Annotated in this window: 19 protein-coding genes; 17 read left to right on the top strand and 2 right to left on the bottom strand. The window is 72.0% G+C overall.

Features of this window, described 5'->3' with window-relative positions:
- Nucleotides 1-61: 61 nt before the first annotated feature.
- Nucleotides 62-2,350, bottom strand: coding sequence for an AAA family ATPase (locus ACFC0G_RS32440; RefSeq protein WP_376410269.1), 2,289 nt, complete (start codon nt 2,348-2,350; stop codon nt 62-64).
- Nucleotides 2,351-2,517: 167 nt separating this feature from the next.
- Between ACFC0G_RS32440 and ACFC0G_RS32445 the strand changes: the two genes are divergently transcribed.
- The 15 genes from ACFC0G_RS32445 (at nt 2,518) to nusB (ending at nt 16,446) form a co-directional block, all read left to right on the top strand.
- Entirely contained in the window at nt 2,518-2,955 is a 438-nt protein-coding gene (locus ACFC0G_RS32445; protein WP_376410272.1) for a DUF948 domain-containing protein, read from the top strand.
- Nucleotides 2,956-2,961: 6 nt separating this feature from the next.
- Entirely contained in the window at nt 2,962-3,315 is a 354-nt protein-coding gene (locus tag ACFC0G_RS32450; RefSeq protein ID WP_024758276.1) for a DUF6167 family protein, read from the top strand.
- Nucleotides 3,315-5,984, top strand: coding sequence for an alanine--tRNA ligase (gene alaS, locus ACFC0G_RS32455; RefSeq protein WP_376410275.1), 2,670 nt, complete (start codon nt 3,315-3,317; stop codon nt 5,982-5,984). Before ACFC0G_RS32450 ends, alaS begins: the two co-directional genes overlap by 1 nt.
- Nucleotides 5,985-5,986: 2 nt before the next feature.
- A complete protein-coding gene (gene ruvX, locus ACFC0G_RS32460; protein WP_099054263.1) occupies nt 5,987-6,451 on the top strand; it encodes a Holliday junction resolvase RuvX in 465 nt (154 codons plus the stop codon).
- Nucleotides 6,452-6,552: 101 nt separating this feature from the next.
- Nucleotides 6,553-8,385 carry an endolytic transglycosylase MltG gene (gene mltG / locus ACFC0G_RS32465; protein ID WP_376410278.1) on the top strand — a complete coding sequence of 611 codons (1,833 nt, stop codon included), beginning with the start codon at nt 6,553-6,555 and terminating at the stop codon, nt 8,383-8,385.
- On the top strand, nt 8,382-9,209 hold the full coding sequence (locus ACFC0G_RS32470) for a shikimate dehydrogenase (RefSeq protein WP_376410281.1): 828 nt from the start codon (nt 8,382-8,384) through the stop codon (nt 9,207-9,209). The genes mltG and ACFC0G_RS32470 overlap by 4 nt, the downstream gene beginning before the upstream one ends.
- 47 nt (nt 9,210-9,256) lie before the next feature.
- Nucleotides 9,257-9,547: a hypothetical protein gene (locus ACFC0G_RS32475; protein WP_376410284.1), complete on the top strand. Its 291-nt coding sequence runs from the start codon at nt 9,257-9,259 to the stop codon at nt 9,545-9,547.
- A 114-nt stretch (nt 9,548-9,661) separates the two neighbouring features.
- Nucleotides 9,662-10,846 (top strand): chorismate synthase, encoded by a 1,185-nt coding sequence (gene aroC, locus ACFC0G_RS32480; protein ID WP_376410287.1) that lies wholly within the window; start codon nt 9,662-9,664, stop codon nt 10,844-10,846.
- Entirely contained in the window at nt 10,843-11,364 is a 522-nt protein-coding gene (locus ACFC0G_RS32485; protein WP_376410291.1) for a shikimate kinase, read from the top strand. Before aroC ends, ACFC0G_RS32485 begins: the two co-directional genes overlap by 4 nt.
- A complete protein-coding gene (gene aroB, locus ACFC0G_RS32490; protein WP_376410294.1) occupies nt 11,361-12,458 on the top strand; it encodes a 3-dehydroquinate synthase in 1,098 nt (365 codons plus the stop codon). Before ACFC0G_RS32485 ends, aroB begins: the two co-directional genes overlap by 4 nt.
- The gene (aroQ, locus tag ACFC0G_RS32495; RefSeq protein WP_376410297.1) at nt 12,455-12,901 is read left to right on the top strand and encodes a type II 3-dehydroquinate dehydratase; all 447 of its coding nucleotides are present in this window, start codon (nt 12,455-12,457) and stop codon (nt 12,899-12,901) included. The genes aroB and aroQ overlap by 4 nt, the downstream gene beginning before the upstream one ends.
- A gap of 160 nt (nt 12,902-13,061) precedes the next feature.
- The gene (locus tag ACFC0G_RS32500) at nt 13,062-14,192 is read left to right on the top strand and encodes an AAA family ATPase (protein WP_376410300.1); all 1,131 of its coding nucleotides are present in this window, start codon (nt 13,062-13,064) and stop codon (nt 14,190-14,192) included.
- Between the two features lie 86 nt (nt 14,193-14,278).
- Entirely contained in the window at nt 14,279-15,391 is a 1,113-nt protein-coding gene (locus ACFC0G_RS32505) for an aminopeptidase P family protein (protein WP_376410303.1), read from the top strand.
- A 48-nt stretch (nt 15,392-15,439) separates the two neighbouring features.
- Nucleotides 15,440-16,006, top strand: a complete 567-nt coding sequence (efp, locus tag ACFC0G_RS32510; RefSeq protein WP_376410305.1) for an elongation factor P — start codon at nt 15,440-15,442, stop codon at nt 16,004-16,006.
- 2 nt (nt 16,007-16,008) lie between these two features.
- Nucleotides 16,009-16,446, top strand: coding sequence for a transcription antitermination factor NusB (gene nusB / locus ACFC0G_RS32515; RefSeq protein WP_376410308.1), 438 nt, complete (start codon nt 16,009-16,011; stop codon nt 16,444-16,446).
- A gap of 221 nt (nt 16,447-16,667) precedes the next feature.
- Here nusB and bldD read toward each other — a convergent pair whose 3' ends face one another.
- On the bottom strand, nt 16,668-17,168 hold the full coding sequence (gene bldD, locus ACFC0G_RS32520) for a transcriptional regulator BldD (protein ID WP_015032294.1): 501 nt from the start codon (nt 17,166-17,168) through the stop codon (nt 16,668-16,670).
- Between the two features lie 245 nt (nt 17,169-17,413).
- Between bldD and pyrR the strand changes: the two genes are divergently transcribed.
- Nucleotides 17,414-17,977, top strand: a complete 564-nt coding sequence (gene pyrR, locus ACFC0G_RS32525) for a bifunctional pyr operon transcriptional regulator/uracil phosphoribosyltransferase PyrR (protein WP_376410311.1) — start codon at nt 17,414-17,416, stop codon at nt 17,975-17,977.
- An 87-nt stretch (nt 17,978-18,064) separates the two neighbouring features.
- The gene (locus ACFC0G_RS32530; protein WP_376410313.1) at nt 18,065-19,045 is read left to right on the top strand and encodes an aspartate carbamoyltransferase catalytic subunit; all 981 of its coding nucleotides are present in this window, start codon (nt 18,065-18,067) and stop codon (nt 19,043-19,045) included.

Below are 19,045 nucleotides of genomic sequence, written 5' to 3' on the forward strand. Positions count from 1 at the left end.
CGGCGACAGTCGGGGGATGTAGTACCACCCCCGCGGTGTACAGCCCGCTGCCTCCCCGCCCTTACCGGTGGGGGAGGCGGCGGGCTTTCGCGTTCCCCGGGACCGTCGCCGACCTGGCCGTACGGAACGGGCGCGGGGCCGCGTGCCCGGCCGTTCCCACCGGACCGCCGACGGCCGGATCCCGACGCTTCGCGAGCGCCCGCTCCACCGCCGCGTCCAAGGAGAGGCCCCGCCCCTCACGGAAGGCCGAGGCGTACGCCTCCGACCCCAGCGCCGCGCCCGCCTGCTGCTCGCACAGCGTCCGGGGCCCGTTGAACGAGGTCGAGCCGAAGAGCCGGATCCCCACCGTGTCCCAGACCGGCACCGTCGCGCCCTGCAGCACCGCCGCCTCCACCGGATCGCCCTCGCTCACCGTCACCAGCGCGAGCAGCTCGATCCCCAGGACGAGCCCGACCAGGTCGCGGAAGGCGTGGTTGATCGTCACGCACTCGGCGAGCAGCTCCCGCGCCTCCTCGTACGCGCCCCGGGTCCACGCCGAGAACGCCAGCACGTAGAGCGCGTACGCCCGGGTCCAGCGCTCCCCGCGCTCCTCGCAGACCTCCCGCACCTCGCGGCAGATCGCGACCGCCCCCTCCAGGTCGCCCCCGAAGGCCCGCGCCATCGCCAGCTCGACCTGCCCCATCAGCACGTTGCTGTTCAGCTCGCCGAGTTCCCGGTACGACTCCAGGGCCCGCCCGATCAGCTCCTCCGCCCGCGGGATGTCGTCCGAGAGCAGCGCCAGACAGCCCATCCGGTGCGTCGCGTACGCCTCCGCCAGCGCGTTCCGGGAGGTCCGGGCCTGCTCCCCGCACTCGTGGAGCGCCGCCACCGCCGCCGTACCGTCCCCCTGGAGGATCGTCACGTAGCCGAGCACCCACAGCGCCTTCAGCCGGGCCTCCTCGTGCCCGGACTCCAGCGCGAGCGCCCGCTCCAGCCAGTGCCGGCCCTCCGAGAGGCGCCCGCAGCCCACCCAGGCGAACCAGAGCGTGCCCGCCAGGTGCTGGGCGAGATGCGCGTCCTCCGGGATGTCGAGACACAGGTCGAGAGCCGCCCGGAGGTTCGGCAGCGCCGCGTCCGTCCGGGCCGCGACCTCCGCCTGACGCGGGCTGAACCACTCCAGCTCGCACCAGGTCGCGAGCCCCATGTACCAGTCGCGGTGCCTCCGGCGCAGCCGCTCCGCGTCGCCGAGCGCGGCCAGCCACTCCGCCCCGTACGCGGCGACCGTGTCCAGGATCCGGTAGCCCGGACCGGCGGGTGTGTCCTCCCGCACCACCAGCGACTGCGCGAGCAGCCCCCCGAGCAGGTCCAGGATCCGGTCCGGCGGCAGCTCGGGGCCGCCGCACACGTACTCCACCGCCTCCAGGTCGAACGGGCCGGCGAAGACGGAGAGCCGCGCCCACAGCAGCCGCTCCTCCGGCGTGCACAGCTCGTGGCTCCAGCCGATCGCCGTGCGCAGGGTCTGATGCCGGGGGAGCGCCCCGCGCTCGCCGAGCGAGAGCAGCCGGAAGCGGTCGTCGAGACGGCACAGCATCTGGTCGACGGAGAGGAGGGGCAGCCGGCCGGCCGCCAGTTCGAGGGCGAGCGGGATGCCGTCCAGCCGCCGGCAGAGCTCGCGCACGGACTCGTCCACGGACTCGTCCACGGACTCGTCCACGGATTCGTTCACGGGGACGTCGTGTGCCGGGGCGTCGGTCACGGAGGCGTCGTGCACGGAGGAGCCGCGTCCGGGGGAGTCGCGTACGGAGGAGTCGCGTAGGGGGGAGCCTTGCGCGCGGAGGACCGGAGCGCCCGCCTCCGCCGCCCGTTCGGCGAGCAGCGTCACCGCGTCCGCCTCGCCCATCGGCGCCAGCCGGAACACGGTCTCGCCCGCGATCCGCAGCGGGCGGCGGCCCACCGCGAGCACGGTGAGCCCGGGGGCGTGCGCGAGCAGCTCCCGTACCAGCGGCGCGCAGCTCTCCACCAGGTGCTCGAAACCGTCCAGCACCAGCAGGAAGCGCCGCTCCGCGAGATGGTCGATCAGCACCTCGCGCGGGCCCCGGAGCGTGTGGTCGGTCAGCCCCAGCGCCTCGACCAGGGCGTGGTCCACCAGATCCGGGTCGCGCAGCGGCGCGAGCTCGGCGAGCCGCACCTCGTCGCCGTAGCGTTTCTGCGCACCGGCGGCCGTCCGCAGCGCGAGCCTCGTCTTGCCGACCCCGCCCACCCCGACGACCGTCACGAGGCGCGACTCCTCCAGGAGTCGCGCCAGTTCGGCCTGCTCGGCGGCCCGTCCGACGAACCGATTCGGCTCCGCCGGGAGATTGCTCCGTCGCATGGGACACGGAGCGTACTCACCCGCGCGCGCTCCGTACAATCGGGATTCCGTAACTCCCTTCCCACGAGCGGTAATGCGGTACGGCGGGACAGCACGGGCGCGATAGGGTCGGGTGACTACTTTTGGCAAGGGCCCCAAGGGCGAACGACAGCAGAGAGCGGTGCAGAGTGACCGGTGGAGAGGTTGCCGGGATCCTGGTGGCCGTCTTCTGGGCGATCCTGGTCTCCTTCCTCGCCGTGGTGCTGGTGAGGCTGGCGCAGACGCTCAGGGCGACCACCAAGCTGGTGGCGGACGTGACCGAACAGGCCGTTCCCCTGCTCGCCGACGCCTCCGCGACCGTGCGCTCCGCGCAGACCCAGCTCGACCGGGTCGACGCCATCGCCTCGGACGTCCAGGAGGTCACCTCCAACGCGTCCGCGCTCTCCTCCACCGTCGCCTCCACCTTCGGCGGCCCGCTCGTCAAGGTGGCCGCGTTCGGCTACGGCGTGCGCAAGGCGCTCGGCCGCGGCCGGGACGCCGAGGACGTGCCCCGGGCCACCGCGCGACGTACTGTGATCGTCGGCCGTACGGTGCCGTCCGCACGGCGCCGGAAGCAGAAGGGCTGAACCACCATGTTCCGCCGCACGTTCTGGTTCACGGCCGGCGCAGCCGCCGGCGTGTGGGCCACCACCAAGGTCAACCGGAAGCTCAAGCAGCTGACCCCCGAGAGCCTCGCCGCCCAGGCGGCGAACAAGGCCGTCGAGACCGGCCACCGGCTCAAGGACTTCGCCCTCGACGTGAGGGCCGGCATGGTCCAGCGCGAGGCCGAACTCGGCGAGGCGCTCGGCCTGGACGCCCCGGTCGACGACGACCGGGACCGCGAGCTTCCGGCACCGCGCCGCAGGGCAGCGCTCGATCCCACCGCGCGCCCGACCACGACGTATTCAATCCCCACGATCTCGTACAACCGGAATGAGGACCACTGATGGAGTCGGCTGAAATCCGCCGCCGCTGGCTGAGCTTCTTCGAGGAGCGCGGGCACACCGTCGTCCCTTCGGCGTCGCTCATCGCGGACGACCCGACTCTGCTGCTCGTCCCCGCCGGCATGGTGCCCTTCAAGCCCTACTTCCTGGGTGAGGTCAAGCCGCCCTTCTCGCGCGCCTCCAGCGTGCAGAAGTGCGTGCGGACGCCCGACATCGAGGAAGTCGGCAAGACCACCCGCCACGGCACGTTCTTCCAGATGTGCGGCAACTTCTCCTTCGGCGACTACTTCAAGGAAGGCGCCATCAAGCTCGCCTGGGAGCTGCTGACCTCCTCGGTGGAGCACGGCGGCTACGGGCTGGAGCCGGAGAAGCTCTGGATCACCGTCTACCAGGAGGACGACGAGGCCGAGCAGATCTGGCGCGACGTCGTCGGCGTCCCCGCCGAGCGCATCCAGCGCCTCGGCAAGAAGGACAACTACTGGTCGATGGGCGTCCCCGGACCCTGCGGCCCGTGCTCCGAGATCAACTACGACCGCGGCCCCGAGTTCGGCGTCGAGGGCGGCCCGGCCGTCAACGACGAGCGGTACGTGGAGATCTGGAACCTGGTCTTCATGCAGTACGAGCGCGGTGAGGGCTCCGGCAAGGACGACTTCCCGATCCTCGGCGAGCTGCCGTCGAAGAACATCGACACGGGCCTCGGCCTGGAGCGCCTGGCGATGATCCTCCAGGGCGTCCAGAACATGTACGAGACGGACACCCTCCAGGTCGTCATCGACAAGGCCACCGAGCTCACCGGCGTCGCCTACGGCAAGGCCCACGACAGCGACGTCTCGCTGCGCGTGGTCGCCGACCACATGCGGACGTCCGTCATGCTCATCGGCGACGGCGTCACCCCCGGCAACGAGGGCCGCGGCTACGTGCTGCGCCGCATCATGCGCCGCGCCGTCCGCAACATGCGCCTGCTCGGCGCCACCGGCCTGGTCGTCCAGGAGCTCGTGGACACCGTGATCAACACGATGGGCGAGCAGTACCCGGAGCTGGTCACCGACCGCAAGCGCATCGAGACGGTCGCCCTCGCCGAAGAGGCCGCCTTCCTGAAGGCCCTCAAGGGCGGCACCAACATCCTCGACACCGCCGTCACCGAGACCAAGGCCGCCGGCGGCACGATCCTCTCCGGCGACAAGGCGTTCCTGCTCCACGACACCTGGGGCTTCCCGATCGACCTCACCCTGGAGATGGCCTCCGAGCAGGGCCTCTCCGTGGACGAGGACGGCTTCCGCCGCCTGATGAAGGAGCAGCGGGAGCGCGCCAAGGCCGACGCCAAGGCCAAGAAGACCGGTCACGCCGACATGACGGCCTACCGGGAGATCGCCGACGGCAACGGCGCCACCCAGTTCACCGGCTACACCAACACCGAGGGCGAGACCACGGTCGTCGGCCTCCTCGTCAACGGCGTCCCGTCGCCGGCGGCCTCCGAGGGCGACGAGGTCGAGGTCGTCCTCGACCGCACCCCGTTCTACGCCGAGGGCGGCGGCCAGATCGCCGACCAGGGCCGGATCAAGCTGCACAGCGGCGCGGTCATCGACATCCGTGACGTCCAGCAGCCGGTCCCGGGCGTCTCCGTGCACAAGGGCTCCGTCCAGGTCGGCGAGGTGACCGTCGGCTCCACCGCCTACGCCACCATCGACGTCCGGCGCCGGACGGCCATCGCCCGCGCCCACTCGGCCACCCACCTGACCCACCAGGCGCTGCGCGACGCCCTCGGTCCGACGGCCGCCCAGGCCGGTTCCGAGAACCAGCCCGGCCGTTTCCGCTTCGACTTCGGTTCGCCGAACGCCGTCCCCGGCACGGTCCTCGTCGACGTCGAGCAGAAGATCAACGAGATCCTCTCGCGCGAGCTGGAGGTCCACGCCGAGGTCATGGCGATCGACGAGGCCAAGCGCCAGGGCGCCATCGCCGAGTTCGGCGAGAAGTACGGCGAGCAGGTCCGCGTCGTCACCATCGGCGACTTCTCCAAGGAGCTGTGCGGCGGTACGCACGTCCGCAACACCTCCCAGCTCGGTCTCGTGAAGCTGCTCGGCGAGTCGTCCATCGGCTCCGGCGTGCGCCGCATCGAGGCCCTCGTCGGCGTCGACGCGTACAACTTCCTCGCCAAGGAGCACACGGTCGTCGCCCAGCTCCAGGAGCTGGTCAAGGGCCGCCCCGAGGAGCTGCCGGAGAAGATCTCCGCCATGCTCGGCAAGCTGAAGGACGCCGAGAAGGAGATCGAGAAGTTCCGCGCGGAGAAGGTCCTCCAGGCCGCCGCCGGTCTCGTCGACTCCGCCAAGGACGTCCGCGGCGTCGCCCTCGTGACCGGTCAGGTCCCGGACGGCACCACCGCCGACGACCTGCGCAAGCTGGTCCTCGACGTGCGTGGGCGCATCTCCGGCGGCCGTCCGGCCGTCGTGGCGCTGTTCACCACGGCCAACGGCAAGCCGCTCACGGTCATCGCCACCAACGAGGCCGCCCGCGAGCGCGGCCTCAAGGCCGGCGAGCTGGTCCGCACGGCCGCCAAGACCCTCGGTGGCGGTGGCGGCGGCAAGCCGGACGTCGCCCAGGGCGGCGGTACGAACCCGGAGGCCGTCGGCGAGGCCATCGCCGCCGTCGAGCGTCTCGTGACGGAGACGGCGTGACGATGCGTCGCGGCCGCCGTATCGCGGTCGACGTCGGGGACGCCCGGATCGGGGTCGCCTCGTGCGACCCCGACGGGGTCCTCGCCACGCCGGTGGAGACCGTGCCGGGACGTGACGTCCCGGCCGCCCACCGGCGGCTCCGCCAGATCGTCGAGGAGTACGAGCCCATCGAGGTCGTCGTGGGCCTGCCCCGCTCGCTCAGCGGGCGGGAGGGCCCGGCCGCGACCAAGGTCCGTGCCTTCGCCCGGGAGATGGCCAAGGGCATCGCCCCGGTGCCGGTCCGGCTCGTCGACGAGCGGATGACGACGGTCACCGCGACCCAGGGGCTTCGGGCCTCGGGAGTGAAGGCGAAGAAGGGGCGGTCCGTCATCGACCAGGCCGCCGCTGTGATCATCCTGCAAGCCGCTCTTGAGTCCGAACGGGTATCAGGTAATCCGCCCGGCGAGGGCGTCGAAGTGGTCATCTGATCGCGATACGGTAACGTTCCGCGCGATGCGGCCGTGTTCGAACAACTGCCGCACTACGTAGAGGCGGATCGTCCGGAAGCCTCGCGGCTGGTTGGGGATCGATGACTGAGTATGGCCGGAGCCCCGGCTCCGAACCGTGGCACCCCACGGACCCGTTGTACGGGGACCAGGGGTGGGAAGGTCAGCAGCAGTACCAGCAGCCGCAGCAGGCGAGCCCGTACGGCCAGGGCGGCGGCCAGGGGTACGAGGGCGACCCGTACCAGCAGCATCAGCAGCCCCAGTACCAGCAGCCTCAGTACCAGGAGCAGCAGTACCAGGAGCCGCAGCAGCCCCAGGGCTACGTGGATCCGCAGTACCAGCAGCAGGGGCAGCAGCAGTACCAGCAGCCTCAGTACCAGCAGCAGCAGCCTCAGCAGCACCAGCAGCCTCAGTACCAGCAGCAGCCTCAGCAGCCTCACCAGCAGCAGTACGGGACGGGGTACCCGGGCGGTTACGACACGCCCGGGGACCTCGGACAGCAGTACGACAGCGGCTGGGAGTCGGGCCAGGCGGCGATGGCGTACGGCGCGCCCCCGGCCGATCCCTACGGCGGCCAGAACCCCGACCTGTACGGCACCCCCGAGGCGTACCCGCCGCCCCAGCCCCCCGGCCACCGGCAGAACCCGCCGGAGCCGGTGATCGACTGGGCGCCGGAGGAAGAGGCGCACCCGGAGCCGGAGGAGGAGAAGCACCCCTTCTTCACGGGCGCCGACGACGCGGACGACGACGAGTACGACGAGGAAGCGGCACCGGGACGCGGCTCCCGCGGCGGCGACCGCGAACGCCGGGGCAAGTCGAAGAAACGCAAGGGCAAGAACGGCGTGGCCTGCCTCGTCGTGGCGGCCGTCCTGGTCGGCGGCGTCGGAGGCATCGGCTACTTCGGCTACAAGTTCTGGCAGGGCCAGTTCGGCGCGGCCGAGGACTTCGCGGGCAGCGGCAGCGGCGAGGTCCAGGTGGAGATCCCCAAGGGTGCCTTCGGCAACGAGATCGGGGGCATCCTGAAGAAGGACGGCGTCGTCAAGAGCGTCGACGCCTTCGTCTCGGCGCAGCAGAAGAACCCCAAGGGCAATTCGATCCAGGCCGGCGTCTACACGCTGAAGAAGGGCATGTCGGCCGAGAGCGCGCTCGCGCTCATGCTCAACCCGGCGAGCCAGGCCAACTTCGTCATCCCCGAGGGCAAGCGGAACGCCTGGGTGTACGAGCAGCTCGACAAGCGCCTCGACCTCAAGCCGGGCACCACGAAGGACATCGCCCAGGCGAAGGCGGACTCCCTCGGCCTGCCCGACTGGGCCAAGAACCACAAGGACGTCAAGGATCCCCTGGAGGGCTTCCTCTTCCCGGCCAGCTATCCGGTCTCCAAGACGGCCAAGCCCGAGGACGCGCTCCGCAAGATGGTGTCCCGCGCGAACCAGGAGTACGCCAAGCTCGACCTGGACGCGAAGGCGAAGGAGCACGGCCTGCAAGGTCCCTGGGAGCTCCTGACGGTCGCGAGCCTCGTGCAGGTCGAGGGCAAGTACAAGCACGACTTCGACAAGGTCGCCCGCGTCGTCTACAACCGGCTCAAGCCGAACAACGTGGAGACCGTGGGCCGCCTGGAGTTCGACTCGACGGTCAACTACTTCAGGGGCACGAGCACCCTCGACGTCGGCACGGTCGAGGAGATGCGCAAGATCAAGGACCCGTACAACACGTACGCGTACGACGTGAAGGGCCTCATCCCCGGTCCCATCAGCAACCCCGGCATCGAGGCGCTGAACTCGGCGATGAACCCGGCCGACGGCCCCTGGTACTACTTCGTGTCGATCAACGAGAACAAGACCGTCTTCTCCGTGACGCTCAAGGAGCACAACCAGAACGTCGCGGAGTACGAGAAGGAACGGGAACAGGGCCAGTGAGCACGCAGCACCGCGCGGCCGTCCTCGGTTCGCCGATCGCCCACTCGCTCTCCCCGGTCCTGCACCGGGCGGCCTACGCCGAGCTGGGCCTCGACGACTGGTCGTACGACCGCTTCGAGGTCGACGAGGCCGGGCTCGCCGGCTTCGTCGGCGAGCTGGACGGCAGCTGGGCGGGCCTCTCGCTCACCATGCCGCTCAAGCGGGCGATCATCCCAATGCTCGACGAGATCAGCGACACGGCCGCCTCCGTGGAGGCCGTCAACACCGTCGTCCTCCGCGAGGACGGGCGACGCGTCGGCGACAACACCGACATCCCGGGGATGATCGCCGCCCTGCGCGAGCGGGGCGTCGAGAAGGTGGAGTCCGCGGCGATCCTCGGCGCCGGCGCCACCGCCTCCTCCGCGCTTGCCGCGCTCTCCCGGGTCTGCTCGGGCCCCGTCACCGCGTACGTCCGCAGCGAGGCGCGCGCGGAGGAGATGCGCGGCTGGGGCGAGCGGCTCGGGGTGGACGTCCGTACCGCCGACTGGGAGCGCGCGGCCGAGGCCTTCGCCGCGCCGCTGGTCGTCGCGACCACCCCGGCCGGCACCACGAACGCCCTCGCCACCGCGGTCCCCGACGCGGTCGGCACGCTCTTCGACGTCCTGTACGACCCCTGGCCGACCGCGCTCGCGGCCGCCTGGTCCGACCGCGGCGGCCAGGTCGTCGGCGGCCTCGACCTCCTCGTCCACCAGGCCGTCCTCCAGGTCGAGCAGATGACGGGCCGCACGCCCGCCCCGCTCGCGGCGATGCGTGCGGCGGGCGAACGGGCGCTGGCCGCCAGGTAGGGTCACCTGCGCCGGAACGATCGGCGTACAGGGGGAGTGCGGGGGACATGGGCGAGGAACTGCTGCTGGCGTCCAAGTGGGACATCGGCTTCGACCTGGTGCGCTATCTGTGGATAGGGCTCTTCAGCTCGCTGCCCCTGTGGGCGCGGTGCACCGTGCTCGCGCTGTTCGGCACGACCCTGGTGTACGGCTTCTTCTCCTGGCTGCGGAACCGCTCCTCCGCCGCTCCGGAGGCGGAGGCGACCGCTCCGGGGGCGGAGGCGACCGCTCCGGAGGCCGAGGAGACCGCTCCGGAGGCCGCGGAGACCGTCCTGGAGGACGAGACCCGCGTCCGATAGTTGGACCGGGGACGAAGTCGTCGCCCCGGACGTGGGAGGATCGGTGGCGGCGTGCCCGGGCCGCGCACCCGGCCGCGCCGTCGCAGTGCCCAGGCGCGAGCATGAGGAGCATCGTTGAGCAGGTTGCGTTGGCTGACCGCTGGGGAATCCCACGGACCCGCGCTGGTCGCGACGCTGGAGGGTCTTCCCGCCGGCGTCCCCGTCACCACCGAGCTGGTGGCGGACCACCTCGCGCGGCGTCGCCTCGGGTATGGACGCGGCGCCCGGATGAAGTTCGAGCAGGACGAGATCACCTTCCTCGGCGGTGTCCGCCACGGGCTCTCCCTCGGCTCGCCGATCGCCGTCATGGTCGGCAACACCGAGTGGCCCAAGTGGGAGAAGGTCATGTCGGCCGACCCCGTCGACCCGGCCGAGCTCAAGGAGACGGGCCGCAACGCGCCCCTGACCCGGCCCCGGCCCGGCCACGCCGACCTCGCCGGCATGCAGAAGTACGGCTTCGACGAGGCCCGCCCGATCCTGGAGCGCGCCAGCGCCCGGGAGACCGCGGCCCGTGTCGCCCTCGGCGCCGTCGCCCGCTCCTTCATCAAGGAGGCCGCGGGCATCGAGATCGTGTCGCACGTCGTCGAACTGGCGGCCGCCAAGGCCCCGTACGGCGTCTACCCGACCCCCGCCGACGTCGAGAAGCTCGACGCCGACCCGGTCCGCTGCCTCGACGCCGACGCGTCGAAGGCGATGGTCGCCGAGATCGACCAGGCCCACAAGGACGGGGACACCCTCGGTGGCGTCGTCGAGGTCCTCGCCTACGGCGTGCCCGTCGGCCTCGGCTCGCACGTCCACTGGGACCGGCGCCTCGACGCCCGGCTCGCCGCCGCGCTCATGGGCATCCAGGCCATCAAGGGCGTCGAGGTCGGCGACGGCTTCGACCTCGCCCGCGTGCCCGGCTCGAAGGCCCACGACGAGATCGTCCGCACCGAGGACGGCATCAAGCGCACCTCCGGCCGCTCCGGCGGCACCGAGGGCGGTCTGACCACCGGCGAGCTGCTGCGCGTCCGCGCCGCGATGAAGCCGATCGCGACCGTCCCGCGCGCCCTCGCCACGATCGACGTCGTCACCGGCGAGGCCACGGCCGCCCACCACCAGCGCTCCGACGTGTGCGCCGTTCCCGCCGCCGGCATCGTCGCCGAGGCCATGGTCGCGCTCGTCCTCGCGGACGCCGTCGTCGAGAAGTTCGGCGGCGACAGCGTCCCGGAGACCCGCCGCAACGTGCAGTCGTACCTCGACAACCTGCGCATCCGGTGACCGCCGGACCGCTGGTCGTCCTCGTCGGGCCCATGGGCTCCGGCAAGTCCACGGTGGGCGCGCTCCTGGCCGAACGGCTCGGCGCGCCCTACCGGGACACCGACGCCGACATCGTCGCCGCCGAGGGCCGGGAGATCTCCGACGTCTTCGTCGAGGACGGCGAGGAGCACTTCCGCGCCCTGGAGCGGGACGCCGTCCGCGCGGCCGTCGCCGCGCACGAAGGCGTCCTCTCCCTCGGCGGCGGCGCGATCCTCGACGCCGACACCCGCGCCCTGCTCGCCGGACTGCCCGTCGCGTACCTCTCGATGGACGTCGAGGAGGCGGTCCGCCGCGTCGGACTCAACACCGCGCGGCCGCTGCTCGCCGTCAACCCGCGCCGCCAGTGGCGCGAGCTGATGGAGGCGCGCCGCCATCTCTACACCGAAGTCGCACGAGTGGTCGTCACCACCGACGACCGCACCCCCGAAGAGGTCGCGGACGCGGTCCTCTCGGCACTGGATCTGAAGAAGGACGCATGACGACGGACCAGGAAGTGACCCGTATCCAGGTCGCGGGCAGCGCGGGCACCGAGCCGTACGAGGTGCTGGTCGGCCGGCAACTGCTCGGCGAGCTCCCGGCCCTGATCGGCTCCCGGGCCAAGCGGGTCGCCGTGATCCACCCGGAGGCGCTCGCCGGCACCGGCGAGGCGCTCCGCGCGGACCTCGCCGACCAGGGCTTCGAGGCCGTCGCCATCCAGGTGCCGAACGCGGAGGAGGCGAAGACCGCCGAGGTCGCCGCCTACTGCTGGAAGGCGCTGGGCCAGACCGGCTTCACCCGGACCGACGTCATCGTCGGCGTCGGCGGCGGCGCGACCACCGACCTGGCCGGCTTCGTGGCCGCGACCTGGCTCCGGGGCGTGCGCTGGATCGCCGTACCGACCACGGTCCTGGCCATGGTCGACGCGGCCGTCGGCGGCAAGACGGGCATCAACTCCGCCGAGGGCAAGAACCTCGTCGGCGCCTTCCACCCGCCGGCCGGGGTCATCTGCGACCTTGCCGCGCTCGACTCGCTGCCGGTGCACGACTACGTCAGCGGTCTCGCCGAGATCATCAAGGCCGGCTTCATCGCCGACCCGGTGATCCTCGACCTCGTCGAGGAGGACCCGGAGGCCGCCCGTACGCCCGCCGGTCCGCACACCGCCGAGCTGATCGTGCGGTCGATCCGGGTCAAGGCCGAGGTCGTCTCCGGTGACCTCAAGGAGTCCGGCCGCCGCGAGATCCTCAACTACGGCCACACGCTGGCCCACGCCATCGAGAAGAACGAGCGGTACAAGTGGCGCCACGGCGCCGCCGTCTCCGTCGGCATGGTGTTCGCCGCCGAGCTCGGCCGGCTCGCCGGGCGGCTCGACGACGCCACCGCCGACCGGCACCGCGCGGTCCTGGAGTCCGTCGGCCTGCCGCTCACGTACCGCGGCGACCAGTGGCCGAAGCTCCTGGAGACGATGAAGGTCGACAAGAAGTCCCGCGGCGACCTGCTGCGCTTCATCGTGCTCGACGGACTCGGCAAGCCGGCCGTCCTGGAGGGCCCCGACCCGGCCGTGCTGTTCGCGGCGTACGGCGAGGTGGCGGTGTGACCGACCCCCGACCCGTACTCGTGCTGAACGGCCCGAACCTCGGGCGGCTCGGTTCCCGCGAGCCCGACATCTACGGCGCCACCTCCTACAAGGGGCTCGTCGAGTCCTGCCGGACCCTCGGCGCGGAGCTGGGCTTCGACGTCGAGGTCCGCGAGACCAACGACGAGGGCGAGATGATCCGCTGGCTCCACGAGGCGGCGGACGGTTCGGTTCCCGTGGTGCTCAACCCGGGGGCGTTCACGCACTACTCGTACGGGATGCGGGACGCGGCCGCGCAGCGGACGGCGCCGCTCATCGAGGTGCACATCTCGAACCCGTACACCCGGGAGGAGTTCCGGCACACCTCGGTCGTCGCGGCCGTGGCGACCGGGACGGTGGCCGGCTTCGGGATCGGCTCCTACCGGCTGGCCCTGCGGGCGCTGGCCGAGGAACTGACGGACTGACCGGCCGTCCGGCCGGTCGGCCGACCCGGTGGTGAGTGCGATACGGCCGGGGCGGGGCACTACGGGCCCGCTCCGGCCGTTCCCCCTGTGGGGGGCAGGGGCGGTAACGTTCCGGCGTCCTTGATACATCAGTCAGTCGTACGAGACGGAGTGGCACCGGATGCAGCACGCAGTGGGGGGCCCGCTGCCACCGCCCGAGCAGTCGCCGGGCCAGGCGCCCGGCACCGGACCCGTGGCAGGGGCCGTGCCAGGGCCGGTCCCGGGGGCCGTCTCCGGGCCCGTCGCCGGACCCGTCGCCGGACCCGTCCCGGGATCTGTCCCGGGGCCTGTCCCCGGACTCGCCTCGGGTCCGGTCCCAGGGCCCGTCTCCGGGCCGGGGAGCGGGGTGCGGGGCACGCACCCGCCCGTCCCTCCGGCGCCCCCGCAGGCCGCTCCGTACCCCGCGCAGACCGCCGGGTCCCGGCTCGGTGTGCACCCCACGCTTCAGGCGGGCGCCCCCCGGCCCCCGCACCCCGCGCCGCCGCCCCACGCCGCACCGCCCGCGCCGGGCCCCGGCGGACCGGGCTGGGGCGCCCCCGGAGCCGTACCGCAGCACGCGCCGGCCCCGCAGCACTCGGCCGCCCCGCAGCACCCGGCCCAGGCGCCGCTCCGCGCGGACTTCACCGGCCACGTCCCGCTGCCGCCGGTGAGCGCACCCCTCGCGCCGCCCGTGGAGCACGGTGGGGGCACCGGCGCCGCGACCCTCGCCGTCCTGCTCATCGGCCCCGCCGGCGCCGGCAAGACGACCGTCGCCCGCCACTGGGCCCAGCGCCGCCGCGTGCCCACGGCGCACATCAGCCTCGACGACGTACGCGAGTGGGTCTGCTCCGGATTCGCCGACCCGCAGTCCGGGTGGAACGAGCACTCCGAGGCGCAGTACCGGCTCGCCCGCCGCACCTGCGGCTTCGCCGCCCGCAACTTCCTCGCCAACGGCATCTCCTGCATCGTCGACGACGCGGTCTTCCCCGACCGGCCCGTCGTCGGCCTCGGCGGCTGGAAGCGCCACGTCGGCCCCGGTCTGCTGCCCGTCGTGCTCCTGCCGGGCCTGGAGATCGTCCTGGAGCGCAACGCCGAGCGCAGCGGCAACCGGCGCCTCTCGGACGAGGAGGTGGCGGCCATCCACGGCCGCATGGCCGGCTGGTACGGCTCCGGCCTGCCGATCATCGACAACTCCACGTACGACGTCGAGACCACCGCACGCGTCCTCGACGACGTCCTCGCCCGCGCGATAGCGAGCCCGCCCTCCTGGTGACCCTCCGGGGCCCGGAGGGCGGGGGCGCCCGCACGGTCGGCCGCGCAGAACAGGCCGCCGCGCCGAGCTCCTCGTAGGCTCGGAGCATGTCAGAGGTGTATGCGGACCGCCGTGTACGGCTGCGCGATCGCTGCGCGGCCGCGGGCAGCCCGGCGGCCCTGGTCTCCCGCCCCGCCAACGTCCGCTATCTCGCGGGCGGTTCGCCCGCCGGAGCCGTCCTGCTCATCGGCCCCGAGCCGGACGCGGACGTCCTGCTCTGCCCCGTCGCTCCCGGCGGCGAGCCGGCCGACGGACGGCTCGACGAGCTGCTCCGGCAGCAGGTCCTGCCCGCCGGAGGGGGTGATCCGGCGGTCGCGGCCGCCGATCTCGCCCGACGGGCGGGCGCCGACGCGCTCGCCGTCGAGGAACACGACCTGACCGTGGCCCGGCACCGGGCCATGGGCTCCGTCGCGCCCGGACTCCACCTCGCCGACCTCGCCTGCGCCGTGGAACAGCTCAGGATCGTCAAGGACGAGGACGAGATCGCCTGCCTGCGGATCGCCGCGGAGATCGCCGACCAGGCCCTCGGCGAGCTCCTGGAGTCGATCCTGGTGGGGCGGACCGAGCGCCACCTCGCCCTGGAGCTGGAGCGGCGGCTCGTCGACCACGGAGCCGACGGAGCAGCCTTCGCCACCTCGGTGGCGACCGGCCCGCACTCCGGGCGCCGCCGGCACCGGCCCACCGACCGAAGGGTCGAGGAGGGTGATTTCCTCTCCGTCTGCCTCGGCGCCGACTACCGCGGCTACCGGTGCGAGATCGGTCGCACCTTCGTCATCGGCACGACGCCCGCCGACTGGCAGATCGAGCTGTACGAGCTCGTCTTCGCCGCTCAGCGGGCCGGACGCGAGTCCCTCGCACCGGGCGCCGAGTACCGCGACGTGGACCGGGCGGCCCGTCAGATCCTGGACGCCGGAGGCCACGCGGAGGCGGCCGTGCCGCTCACCGGGCACGGCGTGGGGCTCGAAATCGACGAGGACCCGCAGCTCTCACCCTCGGCCATGGGTAAACTGGACGCTTGTGTGCCGGTCACCGTCGAACCGGGGGTCCACCTCCCGGGCCGGGGCGGGGTCCGGATCGATGACACGCTCGTCGTGCGCCAGGAGGCGGACGGCGGACCCGAGCTACTCACCATCACGACCAAGGAGCTGCTCGCGCTGTAAGGCGCGTACGCCTCCACGGTCCACGTCAGTCCAGGAGATTCCGCAACCGTGGCTTCCACGAACGACCTCAAGAACGGCATGGTGCTCAAGCTCGAAGGCGGCCAGCTCTGGTCCGTCGTCGAGTTCCAGCACGTCAAGCCCGGCAAGGGCCCGGCCTTCGTGCGCACCAAGCTCAAGAACGTGCTGTCCGGCAAGGTCGTCGACAAGACCTTCAACGCCGGTGTGAAGGTCGAGACGGCCACCATCGACCGCCGCGACATGCAGTTCTCCTACATGGACGGCGACTACTTCGTCTTCATGGACGAGGAGACGTACGACCAGCTGCACGTCGACCGGAAGTCGGTCGGCGACGCCGCCAACTTCCTCATCGAGGGCTTCTCCGCCTCCGTCGCGCAGCACGAGGGCTCGGTGCTCTACGTCGAGCTCCCCGCCGCCGTCGTGCTGACGATCGAGCACACCGACCCGGGCGTCCAGGGCGACCGCTCCACCGGCGGCACCAAGCCCGCCAAGCTGGAGACCGGCCACGAGATCCAGGTCCCGCTCTTCATCACCACCGGTGAGAAGGTCAAGGTCGACACCCGCACCAGCGACTACCTCGGCCGGGTGAACAGCTAACCGTGGCCGCTCGGAGCAAGGCCCGCAAGCGCGCCTTCCAGATCCTCTTCGAGGCCGACCAGCGCGATGCCTCCGTCCAGGAGGTGCTCGCGGACCAGGTCCGGCTCGCGCGGTCGGACGACCGTCAGCCGCCGGTCGCCGACTTCACCATGCAGCTGGTCGAGGGGTACGCGGCGCACGTCGCGCGGATCGACGAGCTCATCGCCACCTACGCGGTGGACTGGGACCTCGACCGGATGCCCGTCGCCGACCGGAACATCGTGCGCCTCGGTGCGTACGAGCTGATCTGGGAGGACGGCACGCCGGACGCGGTCGCGATCGACGAGGCGGTCCAGCTCGCCAAGGAGTTCTCCACCGACGAGTCCCCGAACTTCGTCAACGGCCTGCTGGCGCGCTTCAAGGACCTGAAGCCGCGCCTGCGCCGGGACGCGGACGTCTGAGTCCGTACGTCCCCAGGACGTCAGTGGACAGTCGAAGGGGCCCGCAGCTCGCGCTGCGGGCCCCTTCGACGTGTCCGCGCCCTTCGGGGCGGCCGAGGCCCCGGAGGGCCTGAGCGGCCCGTACAGGCCCTCCGGGAAAGCACAGGGCCCGCGGACGTCGGATGACGTCCACGGGCCCGGCGGTACGTTTCTGCTGGTGCCTCGGAAGGGCAGCGGAAGGGTCAGTTCTCCTCGTGGGCGACCGCGCGGCGCGCGTCCGCGTCGAGGACGCCCCAGCTGATCAGCTGCTCGGTGAGGACCGAGGGGGACTGGTCGTAGATGACGGCCAGGGTGCGCAGGTCGTCCTGGCGGATCGACAGCACCTTGCCGTTGTAGTCGCCGCGCTGCGACTGGATCGTCGCCGCGTAGCGCTGGAGCGGGCCGGCCTTCTCCTGGGGGACGTGCGCGAGGCGCTCCAGGTCCAGGACCAGCTTCGGCGGCGGCTCGGCGGCCCCGCCCGGGGTCGTGCCCGGCAGGAGCTCCTGCACCGGCACCCCGTAGAAGTCGGCGAGCTCGGCGAGACGCTGCACGGTCACCGCGCGGTCACCACGCTCGTACGAGCCGACCACGACGGCCTTCCAGCGGCCCTGGGACTTCTCCTCCACCCCGTGGAGGGAAAGACCCTGCTGGGTGCGGATGGCACGGAGTTTGGCCCCGAGCTGCTTTGCGTATTCGCTGGACATAACGCTCCCGGACGCTGTGACGACATGCGGCTGCGCCGCGCGGCTGGTAACTCACTGTGAGGTTACGCAGCGTTACGCTCGCCCGTCAAGCCGAAAGGTCCGTACCGCCCCCTCCCGGGGGACGCCGCCCGGGGTGGCGGCGGGGGCGTCGGAGGCGCGACCGCACCCCCCTGGTAGAGTTGGCCGCGCAAATCCGACGTCCTTTAAGAGCCGTCCCGTGAGGCGGAGAAGGAGGTCCGTTTCCCATGGACACTCAGCAGCACAGCGGTGACGCCCGGCCCGTACTAGAGGCCCCGGACATCGCGCGGGTCCTGACCCGCATCGCCCACGAGATCGTCGAGCGCGCCAAGGGCGCCGACGACGTGGTTCTCCTCGGCATTCCGACCCGCGGTGTCTTCCTCGCCCGCCGGCTCGCCGAGAAGCTCGAATCGATCACCGGCACCAAGATCCCGGTCGGTTCCCTCGACATCACCATGTACCGGGACGACCTGCGGCTGAAGCCGGCCCGCGCCCTCGGCCGCACCGAGATCCCCGGTGACGGCATCGACGGCCGCCTCGTCGTCCTCGTCGACGACGTCCTCTTCTCCGGCCGCACCATCCGCGCCGCCCTCGACGCCCTCGGCGACATCGGCCGGCCGCGCGCCGTCCAGCTCGCGGTCCTCGTCGACCGCGGCCACCGCGAACTTCCGATCCGCGCCGACTACGTCGGCAAGAACCTCCCCACGTCGCTGCGGGAGACGGTCAAGGTCCAGCTCGCCGAGGAAGACGGTCGCGACACCGTCCTGCTCGGTTCCCAGACCTCCTCCTAGCCGGACCGGCTTCCCCGCGGGGCCACGGGGGCACACCCCTGCGCGCCCGCATGCCCCCATGCCTCCCCACCACGGAGAGAAAACCCGATGATGCGTCACCTCATCTCGGCCGCCGACCTCACCCGCGACGACGCCGTCCTGATCCTCGACACCGCCGAGGAGATGGCCCGGGTGGCCGACCGGCCCATCAAGAAGCTGCCGGCGCTGCGCGGCCGGACCATCTGCAACCTGTTCTTCGAGGACTCCACCCGGACCCGGATCTCCTTCGAGGCCGCCGAGAAGCGCCTCTCCGCCGACGTGATCAACTTCGCGGCCAAGGGCTCCAGCGTCTCCAAGGGCGAGTCCCTCAAGGACACCGCGCAGACCCTGGAGGCCATGGGCGTCGACGCGGTCGTCATCCGGCACGGCGCCTCCGGCGCCCCGTACCGCCTCGCCACCTCCGGCTGGATCGACGCGCCCGTCATCAACGCCGGCGACGGCACCCACCAGCACCCCACCCAGGCCCTCCTGGACGCCTTCACCATGCGCCGACGCCTGGTCGGCCGCGACGCGGGCCTCGGCAAGGACCTGAACGGCCGCCGCATCACGATCGTCGGCGACGTCCTGCACAGCCGGGTCGCCCGCTCCAACGTCGACCTGCTGCACACCCTCGGCGCCGAGGTCACCCTGGTGGCCCCGCCGACCCTCGTCCCCGTCGGCGTCGAGACCTGGCCCTGCGAGATCTCGTACGACCTCGACAGGGTGCTGCCGAAGTCCGACGCGGTGATGATGCTGCGTGTGCAGCGCGAGCGGATGAACGCCGCCTTCTTCCCCACCGAGCGCGAGTACTCGCGCCGGTACGGGCTCGACGGCGACCGGATGGCGAGGATGCCCGAGCACGCCATCGTCATGCACCCCGGCCCCATGGTCCGCGGCATGGAGATCACCGCCGAGGTCGCCGACTCCGACCGCTGCACGGTGATCGAGCAGGTCGCCAACGGCGTCTCGATCCGCATGGCGGTCCTCTACCTGCTTCTGGGCGGCAACGACTCCGCCGTCACCCACACCCGCACCGAGGAGAACAAGTAA

Origin of the sequence: Streptomyces sp. NPDC056169 (genome assembly GCF_042268445.1) — a bacterium.
Classification (GTDB): Bacteria; Actinomycetota; Actinomycetes; order Streptomycetales; family Streptomycetaceae; genus Streptomyces.